Origin of the sequence: Sporosarcina sp. FSL K6-1522 (assembly GCF_038622445.1) — a bacterium.
In the GTDB taxonomy this organism is placed as follows: domain Bacteria; phylum Bacillota; class Bacilli; order Bacillales_A; family Planococcaceae; genus Sporosarcina.
Genome location: NZ_CP152019.1, coordinates 1,085,217 through 1,097,753, shown reverse-complemented (window position 1 = coordinate 1,097,753; position 12,537 = coordinate 1,085,217). Strand labels below are relative to the sequence as shown.

Here is a 12,537-nt window from a genome sequence, read left to right as displayed (position 1 = left end):
TATACACAATGGAATTGTGTTAGATTCACTTTAATCGGTCTTCCTCTATGTGATTTTCTTCTAATTTACAGAACCATCGTTTTATAAGCCATGTTCTTCTGGATCCAGTTGCCAGCTGTTATTGAAATCCTGCTATCATTTCTTTCATAGAAATAACGTTGCTTGAACAGCGTACGACAAGTGAAAATTTATAACTTGATTAAATAACCATTAAATGCTAAATTATCACTATAAGGATTTTTATCCCTAAAATACCATATAGTGATATTTATATAAAAAGGAGGAAGTTATAAGATAAAGAATAAGAAATTTATCATTAGTGTGTTTGTTATTATTCTACTAATATCAAGTTATTTTTTTTACAGTTCAAACAGAGGAGATGTTGAAAATTATAAAGAAATAAATGAATCTGATTATGAAGAGCAAATAATTCCGTGGAATTTAGAAATACTAGCCGTAAAAAAAAAGGATAGTATTAAAGAAGATTATAAAATGAGAATTGCTATAGTCGATAGTGGCATTAATAAAGATCATGAAGATTTAGTCGGAACAGTAGTTAAGGAATTTAACGTTATTAATAAAGGGAAACCAATTAGAGACGAATTTGGCCATGGTACTGCTATTGCTGGTATTATCGCAGCCCAAGATAACAACATGGGGATAATCGGTATTGCACCAAGTACTGAAATTTATGATGTTAAAGTTCTAGATAACGAAGGAAAAGGAAATATTGATCATTTTATCGAAGCGATAGAATGGTGTATAGAGGAACAAATAGATATCATCAATATCAGCTTTGGATTTCAAACTGACAATGATGAATTGAAACAAACAATAGACAAAGCAATATCAAAAGGTATTATTATTGTCGCTTCCGCTGGAAATAACTACGGCATGAAAACTGATTATCCTGCTAAGTATGAAAACGTAATATCAATTACTTCAATCGATGGAGAACTTCAACGTTCTAATTTTGCGTCGAGGCAAGAAATTGATTTTGCTTTACCAGGGGAAGAAATACTAACTACTAATAATGATGATGAATATTCGCTTTTTAATGGGACTTCTTTTGCAACTGCACATGCCACAGGAATCATAGCGCTAATATTAGCTGACTATAGAATTAATAAATTAGATAAAGAGATGTTTTTCATGGATTACCTAGATCATTTTTCATTCAAGTTCGATTGTTGGGAAGAACTTGATTATGGAAAAGGACTTTTAACTTTTAAGAAAAGAGATGATATGAATGAATTTTCAGAAGTTTGTAATTAAAATTGTAATTGCATGTCTAGTAATATATTCTTTACCCCTATCTGTAATAGAGCATGTGAATGCTGAAAGCCTTAGTACAACGAGTAAAGATCAATCAAATAATCTTATAGAAGAAGAACAAATTGAAATAAGAGAAAAACTTAATCAAGACATTCATAGTGAGTTAGATATTGACAATAATGATATTAATGTCGAAGTGACTGATGTTAATGACGACAGTGTTCTAATAGAAACTACTTATGAAGACAATAATACTGAGACTTTATTAGATATAGAATTTTCTACTGAAACAGAAGATATAATTATCTCTAGCGAAGTAATTGAAAACGGAGAGGCTACCTATAGTCAATTTAAAGTAGAAGTAATTGAGTCTACAGATAATACTTTTGTTGCGACATTTAAAAATCTTGAAACTGGTGAAGAATATACATATGATTCTACTATGTTACAAGCTTCAGCTGTACCAGTAATAGTTTATATAGTCGGTGCAGCAGTATTAAGAGTAGTTATTACAAAAGTTGGACAAAAAGCGGCTTTAAAGATAGGAAAAAGAACTTTCCTAGCAAAGTCAAAAGATGCATCTAAAACGGCTACTGCAAATTTCACTAATTTCACAGCTAACGTCGGCAGTAAAAAGGTCTATTTCACCAAAGCCAAAATGCAACATATCCTTCAAGGACATCACCCTAATTATTGGACAGGAAAAGGTGGTAAAACAATGTTCGATCCAGATTTCAGCGTAAATCAGGTGAAAAATATTGTAACAAACGTTATTAATAGCAATAAATCTCTAATTAGTAGTGAATTAAGTAAAGGAAGGGCAGCAGATGTATATAAAACAATAAATGGCATTAAATATAAAGTCCATATTGGAAAAGATGGGTACGTAAAATCGGCTTATCCTGTATAATGAGGTGAATGAAATGTTTATTATAAAAAGTTATATCTCAAATTATCTTCCCAATTTAGGGTATGTGACATCGAAAAAAGAGAAATTCTTATCTATTAACGACCCATTAGCTACAAAAGCTGCTCAAATGATTTTAGAAGATAATGAACAGGATTATTTAGAAGGTTGTATTACCGCGACCTATAATTCTGAAGTTATATTTACCCAGGATTTTGAAACAACTGATTTATTATTTACATGGCAAACAATTATAACCCCTTTATTAATTGACGAAATGGATGATAATTTTAAAATCACATTTTTAGATTCTACAATTAATGTTGAGGTTTCAGAAAAAGACAATTTATTTTATATTAAATTAGAAGATTCATCTGGTATTTTGAATTATGATTTAAACAAAGTAATTAGTATTCCTAAAGAAGATTATTTAAAGGGAGTATCTAAGGAATTTTTATCTTTTGCAAATTTTTGTACTAATACCGTATTAAAATTCTGTGAGGAAAGTACTTATCCTTCGTTCATTTTAGATTATCAAAAATTAAAATCTAAAATGAACTAAATTAGTTCGGCAAGGTCGATTTCTTTTATAGGAAATCGACCTTTCACATTTTGTATGCATCATACATCTCTAGTTAACATAACTTTAGTTCTCGGCAGTCCTCCTAGCTCTATTCCCCCTTTAAACGTCTCATTTTTCGTTCTATCTCCTTGATTTTTTATGCATAAAGTATACATCGTTGATTTCACAGGCTTTTTGGTGAACGTCAGGCCTGTCTACACGAATAATTATACAAAGCACCTGGTGAAATGAATCGAAAAATGGACATAAATAGTCCTTTTCGCAAAATCGCCTTAAAGGTACTTGGAAGGCGTCTTAAAAACAAACGGATAAAAGACTTACTCATTTCACCTCTTAAAACCGTTGTACAAGCCTCCTGTGCATTTCTATGGATATGCTTACTGGATCCTAAGAGCGATACAAGTTAGTTTGTGGATTTGTCTTCCTTTTTTCTAACAACATTCTTTCCTTAGGAAGCGGTTATTCAATTCAGTTGTTATGAATCGATAAAGAAATGACAACATCTCGGAAGACGGGAATGCCCCCAGTATGCTTTATCACTCCAATGTCACATCTACAAACACATAGCCATCCCGTTCATGCTGCCCTGAAAAGACGACCGGCACGCGCTCACGGAAAATCGGGCCATCTACAACAATCGTATGGAATTCACCAGACTCCCCACATGAATCAATGCCGAGCGCATCCAGTTCGTCCATTAACTCGATCGTAAATTTGCGGCCAAGAAAATGCGCGGGCATCAGCTTTGTATTCACAACTACTAAATAAGCTTCAAATCCAACACCTACAAATTCCTCAAGTATTTTTCTGCGCGGTTCCATCCATAAAGGATGCACCGCCTCCATATCCACTTTGGCGCACGTCGTCTGCACCCATTCCAAATGGTCTGCAAGATCGATATCACCAAAAACAGCATGGTCTACGCCTGCTTCTTTACATGTCTTCATCGCATCCAAAAACTGTTGTTCATAGCTACTCCAACTGGCTTGTCGAATCATCGATGGTACGCCAATACGTTCAGCCTGCGCCTCTACAACTTCTAATGGCAACGCATGTGACTTTGAGCGTTCCCCCCCCTCTTCAAACATCGTCCACAATCGGTCAGGCACGCCCCCAGCTTTCACAGCCCGATAATAAGCCATCGCAGAATCTTTTCCACCACTCCATGATGCAACAAACGGTACGTCTTTCATTTCCCACACTCCTTCTTACGCTTTACCTTGTGTTTATTTTACCATAGCTTTAAGCTTATCTTACCAAAAATTCAATCAACTGTAGTCCTACTAAAAAAACAATCAAACTTTTCATGAATGTGCCCCGTCAAATAACTGTAACGTGTTCGCGACATGTTGGAGATTGGAGAAGGTGAATCTTTTGTCATGACAAAAAATGAGAAGTTCGAACTTGTAGAACGCTTTATAGTAGAAAACCGTGAAGCCCATTATCGGCTCTCGTATAGCTATGTTAAAAACAAAGAAAATGCACTCGATATCGTGCAAGAATCCATTTTAAAAGCCTTACGTTCCATCGACCGGTTGGATGACATTTCCTATTTGAAAACATGGTTTTATCGGATCATCGTCAATACTGCCATTGATTTCATCCGCAAACATCAGCGAATGACCGTAATGGATGATGACATTCTCGATATCCATTTACCACAGCTAGAGGACGAAATGACCGATATGGACTTACAAAACGCTATCAATCAGTTACCACCAAAATATAAAAGTATTATTATTTTACGGTTTTTCGAGGATTTGAAAATCGATGAAATTGCAGAAGTGACAGGTGACAATGCCAACACAGTCAAAACTAGACTCTATGCAGCATTGAAAAAATTGCGCATTGAGGTTGGAGAGGAGTTCCGATTATGAACAAACTGAACCGCTTGAAAAAAGAATATGATGAGACGGAAATTCCGTTTGAATTAGAGGATGTTGTGAACGCATCCATCCGAAAGGCGAAAGCTTCACGTACAAAGCGTCCAGTTATAAAGCAGTGGACAATCGGTGCTGTAGCAGCGGCAGCGCTGTTTATTGGCAGTATCAATATGAGCCCATCCTTCGCACAAGCAATGGGCAACGTTCCGGTACTCGGCGCAATTGTTGAGGTATTTACAGGCCTCCAATTGACAACGGACGAAAAAAACTACCAAGCAGACATCACAACACCGGAAATTGGTGGCTTAGCAGATGAGGGATTACAAGCCTCCTTAAACAATCAATATATTGAAGAAAACAGAATACTCTTCGAACAATTCCAACAGGATATCGCTGAACTGAAAAAAGCAGGTGGTGGTCATCTGGGTATCGACACTGGCTATGAAGTGTTGACGGATAACGACCAACTGCTATCGATTGCTCGCTACGAAGTGAATACCGTCGGATCTTCTTCCACTACCATGAAGTACGACACAATCGATAAGCAGAACAGCGTTTTAATCTCCTTGCCAAGCCTTTTTAAAGACGACACCTATATCGAAGTAATCAGTTCATACATCATCAGTGAAATGGAACGGCAAATGGCAGTAGATGAAAATATCCGTTACTTCGTACGCGATAAATTCTTCGAAGACTTCAAAACAATCAAAGCAGATCAATCGTTTTATATTACCGCCAACAATCAGCTTGTCCTTTCATTCAACAAATACGAAGTCGCACCTGGTTACATGGGTATCGTGACGTTTGAAATTCCGACAGCTATTCTCAAGGAACACTTGGTGAGTGATACGTATATTAAATAAATTCAAAAAGCAGACACCCAATCGAGTGTCTGCTTTTTGAATTTACTTACGCTGGCATTGGCGTATCTGTTGGTTCTGCGTAGCCATCATTATAAGTTTCATCAATGATATCACGGATTTCTTTTAGTGATTTACCGTCCTTCTTCATCTTCACAGATTGCACGGCAATTTCAAGACAAACTTCGCATCGCGTACCGTGATCATCCCATACGACAGAGCCGTCTTCTCGAATTTCATCGACGAAACAGTTTTTGTTACTACCATGTTCTGCATATTCCCCGCACCCACAATAGCATGGCATCCACTCGATAATGTCTGCCCCTCTCACAGCTATTTCGTAAATCAGGCGCATCTCCTCAGACTTATCGTCAAGAAAAGCTGGTAAAACGTCTACGCTCTCGGTCATTTCTTGTAAATCACCATTTGGCAGTTGCTTCTGTTCTCCGTATGCCTCGTGCTCTTGCTTGTTTTTTTCCCCGCATGCCGCAAGAACCAGTGACGCTGCTAATAACATAAGCGACAATCTTTTTTTCATGTATGTCCACTCCTATTTTCTCATCTGTACTTCAATCATAGCCGAAATTCCCCATTGGATAGGTTACAGATTTGTGGACAATCACCCCTTCAACTTATTTCCCAATCATTTTCGATGGGTCCACATAGTTGTCAAATTGCTCTTCCGTCAGCAAGCCCGTTTTCAGTGCCGCCTCTTTCAATGTAGTGCCTTCCGCATGAGCAGCTTTGGCAATCTTCGCTGCATTTTCATAGCCAATATATGGGTTCAATGCGGTTACAAGCATCAGCGAGTTCTGTACTTTCCGATTGATTTCTTCCTGATTCGGTTCAATGCCCACTGCACAATTATCGTTAAAACTAATCATCGCATCACTCAATAACGACACAGATTGTAGGAAATTGAAGATGATAACCGGTTTGAAGACGTTCAACTCAAAGTTCCCTTGGCTTGCTGCAAAACCAATGGTCGCATCGTTCCCCATAACTTGTGCCACAACCATCGTCAACGCTTCACTTTGTGTCGGATTGACTTTCCCAGGCATGATGGAGCTTCCAGGTTCATTTTCCGGAATGGTAATCTCTCCAATCCCGGAGCGTGGCCCACTCGCCAACCAGCGCACATCATTGGCAATTTTCATAAGGTCTGCCGCCAGCGCTTTGATGGCGCCGTGAACATAAACCACCTCGTCATAGCTCGTTAATGAATGAAACTTATTTTGAGCGGAGGTAAATTCAATGCCTACCGCCTTACTGATTTCCTCTGCGACACGATCTCCAAATCCAGCGGGTGCATTCAGGCCTGTTCCAACGGCTGTTCCACCAATCGCCAACTCTTTCATCGACTCGACACTGTCTTGAATCATCTTCTCCGTTTTCTCCAACATGCGATACCAGCCACTAATTTCTTGCCCAAGCGTTAACGGCGTCGCATCCTGTAAATGCGTACGACCGATTTTAATAATATCCATAAATTCCTCGGATTTCTTACCAAGCGTCGCCTTCAGCTTGCCCAGCGCCGGCACGAGTTGCTGTTGAACAGCTACAACTCCTGCAACATGCAGAGCTGTTGGGAATGTGTCATTCGAACTTTGAGATTTGTTGACATCATCATTTGGATGCAGGCGTTCTTTCTCGCCCCACTCTTCCAACAATTGATTGCCACGATTGGCGAGTACTTCGTTCATATTCATATTGGATTGCGTGCCACTGCCTGTTTGCCAGACAACAAGTGGAAAATGATCTTCCCACTTGCCCGCAATCACTTCATCCGCAGCCGCAGAAATGGCTTTCATTTCCACTTCAGAAATCGCTCCATGTGCATGGCTCGCAATGGCTGCCGACTTTTTCAAGTGTGCAAATGCACGAACAACGCCCATTGGCATTTTTTCGTCACCGATTTTAAAATTTTGCTTACTGCGCTGTGTCTGCGCACCCCAAAGCTTGTCCGCAGGTACTTTGATTTCACCGAACGTGTCATGTTCAATACGATAATCCATCTCGCCATCACCTTTCGATTACTCATTTTAGTCGCTTCTTTTATCATGCAACAAATTAGGTGAAAATTGAAACAAAAAGACCCGGTTGCCCGGGCCTCATTTCAAATATACTTTAATCATCTTCTGATACGCAGTTGCCTTTTTCGATACTTACAACTCCTGGCGCAATGCCTGGATCACATCGATTTTCGTTGCTTTGCGTGCCGGTCGCCAGCCTGAAATCATCGCCACGCCAATACTAATTGTTGAAGCAATCGCTACCAACTGCCATGGAATAACCGAGAATGTGACACTTAACTCTCCAAAATCCTCTTCACCAAGCGCAGACGCTACAATGATCGGCAACAGATAATTCGATATCGCACTCACAGCATAGGAAATCGCAACCGCAAGCGCCGTCCCCACAATACCAATCCAGGCACTTTCCATCAAGAACAGTCGTTGGATCAATTTCGGATTCGCCCCAATCGCTTTCATAACCCCAATTTCACGCGTTCTCTCTGTAACCGCCATCGTCATCGTGTTGAAAATACCAATGGAAGCAATTAAAATCGCAATCGTTCCAACGAATATAAGGCCTGCTTTCAATGCTAAGAAAAAGACATCTAACTGCTTCAATTCATCTGCGATAGAGTAGACATAGTAGCCTTCTTCCCTTAATTTCTCTGAAACAGCGCTGACATTCTCTAGTTTATCCACATAGACACTCGTGTTGCCAAAAAATAATTCATGCTCTTCCGGCGAAGCTCCTTCTTCTAAACTAGCCGCATACATCCGTTCAATTTCTGATTTAATAGAAGCATCTATATAGACTTGATCGTCCTGCACCCATTCTTTTGCAGGGTTCGTGCCAATTCCAACAATCGTCAGCGTTAGTTTCTCCTCCGACTCACCGATTTGGTACGAAAACTGCTCGCCTATCAAATTCCCTTTGTATGTTTCAATATCCTCTTCGTTAGCGACCTCCTCTTCCTTCATCAAAGCCGTCGCAAAATCACTACCTACCACAACTTCATTCACCTTTTCCGGTAAACGTCCCTCTTTAAGCTCGAAGCCAACTTTCCGTTCTTCACGGAAGTCCGTTACAACGAGTCTCTGATATCCCGTGAACTCATTGAATATAGCACGCATATCTGCACTCACATATTGCCGATTGACAACCGCTTTCACATGTTCTTGTTTCTTTATTGAAGCAATATTATTTTCTGGCTTCTGTTCTTCATCCATGCTATGCACCTGAATCTCTGTCACCATGCGATTCGACAACATACTTTCTCGGATTGTGTCATGCAAGCCAAATCCAACGGACGCCAATACGATTAAAAAAGCCGTTCCCATCGTCGCCGCAAGTACCGTCATAAATACACGTAATTTGTTCTTTTTAATATGTTGTCGAATAAAATCGATTTGATCCTTAAATTGCATGTTGCACACCGCCTTCTGTTAGTTCCCCATCATGCATTCTGTATACACGATTTGCTGTTTGCGCGACTTCATCATCATGCGTAATGATGACAAATGTAATGCCCCTTGATTTATTGAGCGATTGGATAAGCAACAGGACATCCTGTTCCGTTTCCGAATCCAAGCTCCCTGTCGGTTCATCCGCAAAAATAACGGGTGGGTCTGTAATAAGCGCACGCGCAATGCTGACACGTTGTTGCTGCCCACCTGATAATTCGTTTGGATAGTGGTCTTGGACATCTGTCAAGCCAACACTCTGCATCAGTTCCTTCACTTTCTTCCGCCGCTCGCCTTTGCCAATGCCTTTCAATGTCAGAGGCAGTTCCACATTTTCAAACGCCGTTAAACCGGGCATCAGCTGAAAGTTTTGAAAAACGAAGCCGAAATGATCCAGCCGGAACTGCGCATTTTCTGCTTCATTGAATTTAGATGTTTCCACGCCTTTCACAAGCAGCTCCCCGCTATCCGGCGTCAAAAAACCTGCCATAATATGAAGAAGTGTCGATTTCCCAGAACCACTTTTCCCAACAATCGAAACAATCTCCCCTTCCACCACATCGAACGTCAACCCTTTGAGTACGGGTACTTGCTTCTCTTTCCCCTTCTTGCCGATTTTGAATGAATGATTTAAATTCCGTACACTAATCATCGATTTCCCTCCAACTTTCTTCGCTGTCTTCATTGTAGATGGCAATTCTTAAGGGATTCCCATGATAAAAATGAAGAATTTCTTAAGGTGAGTGTAACAGTGTCTGCTCCCGACTATTGCACAGTTCAAGAAACTCTTTGCGCGCTTCGCAACGCGATATGCGCAGTTCAACAGACTCTTTGCGCGCTTCGCAACGCGATATGCGCAGTTCAACAGACTCTTTGCGCGCTTCGCAACGCGATATGCGCGGTTCAACAGACTCTTTGCGCGCTTCTCAACGCGGTATGCGCGGTTCAGCGGCGACTTTGCGCGCTTCGCAACGCGATATGCGTGGTTCAACAGACTCTTTGCGCGCTTCGCAACGCGATATGCGCGGTTCAAGAGACTCTTTGCGCGCTTCGCAACGCGATATGCGTGGTTCAACAGACTCTTTGCGCGCTTCGCAACGCGATATGCGCGGTTCAACAGACTCTTTGCGCGCTTCTCAACGCGGTATGCACAGTTCAAGAAACTCTTTGCGCGCTTCGCCATTCCCCCGATAAAAAAAGCCCCAAACGCAATCTCTGCGTTCAGGACTCTCCCCGATCAATTATTCAACTGCTTGCTCAATCTCCTCAACTGGCGGCTTCGCATTCACAGCACTCGCAACCTTCACTTCATTCGCCAACTGATCAATACTCGGACGAAGCGTACCTTTACCCGAATAATTCTCCAACATTTCCTTCACATCAATACCAGATGACGCTTTCAATGTTTCTTGGAGCGTAGACATTAAGTTTGTCGCATAGGACGTCACTTTATTGGCCCCGCCACCACCTTCGCCACCGCCTGTATCGACAACTGTAATCTTATCGATATTGGCTAATGGGCTTGCAATTTGTTTCGCATACTCAGGCATCATACGTACAATCATATCCAACACAGCCGCTTGCCCGTACTGTTCAAAAGCTTCCGCAATTTTGCGTTTCGCTTCCGCTTCTGCAAGACCTTTCAAACGAATAATGTCTGCTTCAGATTCCCCTTGCGCACGTTGTGAATCTGCTTTGGCCAATCCATCGAGACGAACTTTTTCCGCTTCTGCCGTTGCTCTTGCCTCAATACGATATTTCTCTGCATCGGCTTCTGCAAGTTGGCGTGATTTGTCAGCCGCTGCATTTTGCTCAATTGCATAGCGATCCGCATCGGCTTTCTTCTTCACTTCGGAATCATATTGCTTCTCACGACGTAAAATCTCTTTTTCTTCCAACTCAATTTGCTTTTGACGCTCAATGATTTGAATTTGCATTTCCTGCTCCATAACTTCTTGTTTAGAGCGAGCCGTCTGAAGCTCATACGCTTGGTCGGCACGTGCTTTCGCAACGTCCTGCTCAAGGCGATACTCTGCTACTTTCAATTGGTTCTCTTTTTCCGCTTCTGCGATTTCTGTCGCACGCTCTAGCTCAGCTTTCTGCGCTTCTTTAGAAGCTTCTGCATTCTTAATGCGTGTCTCTTTCTCCGCCTCAACCGTTGCGATATCCGCATCTCGTTTGACCTGTGCAATACGTGGCTTTCCAAGTGAATCGAGGTAGCCGTTTTTATCGCGCACGTCTTTAATGGTAAATGACACAATGACAAGCCCCATTTTTGCTAAGTCCTGAGATGCGACACGTTGCACTTCTTGTGAGAATTTATCACGGTTTTTATAAATTTCTTCAACAGTCATTGAACCAAGAATCGAACGCAAATGACCTTCTAATACTTCTTTCGCTTCGTTTTCACGATCTGCTTTTGATTTCCCTAAAAACTGTTCAGCGGCCGTTGCAATCTCTGAGATTGAACCACCGATTTTAATAATAGCCGTTCCATCCGCCATCACCGGAACGCCTTGCTCCGTATAGACCTCAGGCGTTGTCACCTCAAGCTTACTCGACAATAGACTAAGCGGCTCCCCTTGCTGAAAGACCGGGAATACGAACGTCCCGCCGCCACGAATAATTTTAATGCGATTCCCCGACTCATCGGTATGTACATTTTTGGCTCCTAAATAACTCCCTGTTACAATCAATGCCTCGTCTGGTCCAACCGTGCGATACTTGGAAACATACACAAGAATAACAGCCAATAAAACAAACACCACAACACCAATCGCAATCCAAATTCCCATCATAAAGTTCTCCTCCTTTTATTTAAAGCGAAATGGTTCATACTCCTTGACGATAAATGTCCCTTCCTTCACCTCAATGATTAGCACTTCTTTTCCGTACTCAATCGCTGTATTTTCATACCCTGCTGCCCGCTTCGATAAAATACCGTTCACCGTTTCAATAACGATTTCACCGAATCCATCAACCGGAATTGGGACAATCACTTTGCCAACCTGCCCTGCTAGCGACTCATCCGTATAGGCAAGCGATACTTCCGCCGACCTAAGTGGAAGAAGTACAAAGAAGTATAGTAAAAGATCGAGTACGAAAGCGGCGGCGAATGCAATGACTAGAATAATGCCACTGTTCCAGGCTGTCGCAAGCTCCAATATGTAACCAACAGCCGAGACAAATGTGATGAACGCTAGTATAACTGCCGGATCTAGCAACGGACTTACTTCGCCAATTCCTTCAGCCATGTCACTAAAAAAGAGATACAGTAACGTCGCAAGTCCAGAAACGATGAGCATCGCTAAATAGATTTGCATAATGGGTAAGCCAAACAATTCCATTCCAACACCCCACTTCCACTCTTTTTTCGCCTTACTATATATACGGTCGACATCGCCATTAGTTTCAATTTATCGAATTTTCTTTTCCGTACTTCTTCATACCAATTTCCTCTCCTCACAATGATGTTTCCTTCAATTGAATAATAATGTTCAATCTCCATCAAAAAGGGTATGTTGAAGATGACAACTTACTATCGAGTCTTCTG

General features: G+C 41.1%; 13 protein-coding genes. 6 read left to right on the top strand and 7 right to left on the bottom strand.

All coding sequences use genetic code 11. From position 1 onward, the window contains the following. Positions 1-321 precede the first annotated feature (321 nt). The 3 genes from MKY34_RS05370 to MKY34_RS05360 are packed head-to-tail and all read left to right on the top strand — an operon-like array spanning position 322 to position 2,744. Entirely contained in the window at positions 322-1,275 is a 954-nt protein-coding gene (locus MKY34_RS05370) for a S8 family peptidase (RefSeq protein ID WP_342514188.1), read from the top strand. Continuing rightward, complete coding sequence (locus MKY34_RS05365) at positions 1,250-2,185, top strand: SAR2788 family putative toxin (RefSeq protein WP_342514187.1); 936 nt, start codon at positions 1,250-1,252, stop codon at positions 2,183-2,185. The genes MKY34_RS05370 and MKY34_RS05365 overlap by 26 nt, the downstream gene beginning before the upstream one ends. 13 nt (positions 2,186-2,198) lie before the next feature. After that, positions 2,199-2,744, top strand: coding sequence for a hypothetical protein (locus MKY34_RS05360; protein ID WP_342514186.1), 546 nt, complete (start codon positions 2,199-2,201; stop codon positions 2,742-2,744). A 557-nt stretch (positions 2,745-3,301) separates the two neighbouring features. Here the strand turns inward: MKY34_RS05360 and MKY34_RS05355 are convergent. Next, positions 3,302-3,958 carry a diphthine--ammonia ligase gene (locus MKY34_RS05355; RefSeq protein ID WP_342514185.1) on the bottom strand — a complete coding sequence of 219 codons (657 nt, stop codon included), beginning with the start codon at positions 3,956-3,958 and terminating at the stop codon, positions 3,302-3,304. Between the two features lie 186 nt (positions 3,959-4,144). Here MKY34_RS05355 and MKY34_RS05350 point away from each other — a divergent pair, with 186 nt between their 5' ends. Then, positions 4,145-4,642, top strand: a complete 498-nt coding sequence (locus MKY34_RS05350; RefSeq protein ID WP_342514184.1) for an RNA polymerase sigma factor — start codon at positions 4,145-4,147, stop codon at positions 4,640-4,642. Further along, complete coding sequence (locus tag MKY34_RS05345) at positions 4,639-5,511, top strand: RsiV family protein (protein WP_342514183.1); 873 nt, start codon at positions 4,639-4,641, stop codon at positions 5,509-5,511. Before MKY34_RS05350 ends, MKY34_RS05345 begins: the two co-directional genes overlap by 4 nt. Before the next feature lie 46 nt (positions 5,512-5,557). On the opposite strand, the gene MKY34_RS05340 is transcribed toward MKY34_RS05345, so the two are convergent. From MKY34_RS05340 to MKY34_RS05325, 4 genes are all read right to left on the bottom strand, one after another. Further along, positions 5,558-6,046 carry a PCYCGC motif-containing (lipo)protein gene (locus tag MKY34_RS05340; protein ID WP_342514182.1) on the bottom strand — a complete coding sequence of 163 codons (489 nt, stop codon included), beginning with the start codon at positions 6,044-6,046 and terminating at the stop codon, positions 5,558-5,560. A 94-nt stretch (positions 6,047-6,140) separates the two neighbouring features. Beyond that, the gene (gene fumC / locus MKY34_RS05335; RefSeq protein WP_342514181.1) at positions 6,141-7,523 is read right to left on the bottom strand and encodes a class II fumarate hydratase; all 1,383 of its coding nucleotides are present in this window, start codon (positions 7,521-7,523) and stop codon (positions 6,141-6,143) included. A 150-nt stretch (positions 7,524-7,673) separates the two neighbouring features. After that, the gene (locus MKY34_RS05330; protein ID WP_342514180.1) at positions 7,674-8,948 is read right to left on the bottom strand and encodes an FtsX-like permease family protein; all 1,275 of its coding nucleotides are present in this window, start codon (positions 8,946-8,948) and stop codon (positions 7,674-7,676) included. Further along, positions 8,938-9,636 carry an ABC transporter ATP-binding protein gene (locus MKY34_RS05325; RefSeq protein ID WP_342514179.1) on the bottom strand — a complete coding sequence of 233 codons (699 nt, stop codon included), beginning with the start codon at positions 9,634-9,636 and terminating at the stop codon, positions 8,938-8,940. The genes MKY34_RS05330 and MKY34_RS05325 overlap by 11 nt, the downstream gene beginning before the upstream one ends. A 158-nt stretch (positions 9,637-9,794) precedes the next feature. On the opposite strand from MKY34_RS05325, the gene MKY34_RS05320 reads away from it, so the two are divergent. Continuing rightward, the gene (locus MKY34_RS05320) at positions 9,795-10,178 is read left to right on the top strand and encodes a hypothetical protein (RefSeq protein ID WP_342514178.1); all 384 of its coding nucleotides are present in this window, start codon (positions 9,795-9,797) and stop codon (positions 10,176-10,178) included. A 47-nt stretch (positions 10,179-10,225) separates the two neighbouring features. On the opposite strand, the gene MKY34_RS05315 is transcribed toward MKY34_RS05320, so the two are convergent. Beyond that, entirely contained in the window at positions 10,226-11,782 is a 1,557-nt protein-coding gene (locus MKY34_RS05315; RefSeq protein ID WP_342514177.1) for a flotillin family protein, read from the bottom strand. 15 nt (positions 11,783-11,797) lie between these two features. Next, on the bottom strand, positions 11,798-12,331 hold the full coding sequence (locus MKY34_RS05310) for a hypothetical protein (RefSeq protein ID WP_342514176.1): 534 nt from the start codon (positions 12,329-12,331) through the stop codon (positions 11,798-11,800). Positions 12,332-12,537: the final 206 nt, after the last annotated feature.

Coding starts and splice junctions, on each gene's coding strand:
- MKY34_RS05345 (WP_342514183.1), top strand. CDS start 4,639: ATGAACAAACTGAACCGCTTGAAAAAAGAATATGATGAGACGGAAATT.
- MKY34_RS05355 (WP_342514185.1), bottom strand. CDS start 3,958: ATGAAAGACGTACCGTTTGTTGCATCATGGAGTGGTGGAAAAGATTCT.
- MKY34_RS05365 (WP_342514187.1), top strand. CDS start 1,250: ATGAATTTTCAGAAGTTTGTAATTAAAATTGTAATTGCATGTCTAGTA.
- MKY34_RS05315 (WP_342514177.1), bottom strand. CDS start 11,782: ATGATGGGAATTTGGATTGCGATTGGTGTTGTGGTGTTTGTTTTATTG.
- MKY34_RS05320 (WP_342514178.1), top strand. CDS start 9,795: ATGCGCAGTTCAACAGACTCTTTGCGCGCTTCGCAACGCGATATGCGC.
- fumC (WP_342514181.1), bottom strand. CDS start 7,523: ATGGATTATCGTATTGAACATGACACGTTCGGTGAAATCAAAGTACCT.
- MKY34_RS05340 (WP_342514182.1), bottom strand. CDS start 6,046: ATGAAAAAAAGATTGTCGCTTATGTTATTAGCAGCGTCACTGGTTCTT.
- MKY34_RS05310 (WP_342514176.1), bottom strand. CDS start 12,331: ATGGAATTGTTTGGCTTACCCATTATGCAAATCTATTTAGCGATGCTC.
- MKY34_RS05350 (WP_342514184.1), top strand. CDS start 4,145: ATGACAAAAAATGAGAAGTTCGAACTTGTAGAACGCTTTATAGTAGAA.
- MKY34_RS05330 (WP_342514180.1), bottom strand. CDS start 8,948: ATGCAATTTAAGGATCAAATCGATTTTATTCGACAACATATTAAAAAG.
- MKY34_RS05325 (WP_342514179.1), bottom strand. CDS start 9,636: ATGATTAGTGTACGGAATTTAAATCATTCATTCAAAATCGGCAAGAAG.
- MKY34_RS05360 (WP_342514186.1), top strand. CDS start 2,199: ATGTTTATTATAAAAAGTTATATCTCAAATTATCTTCCCAATTTAGGG.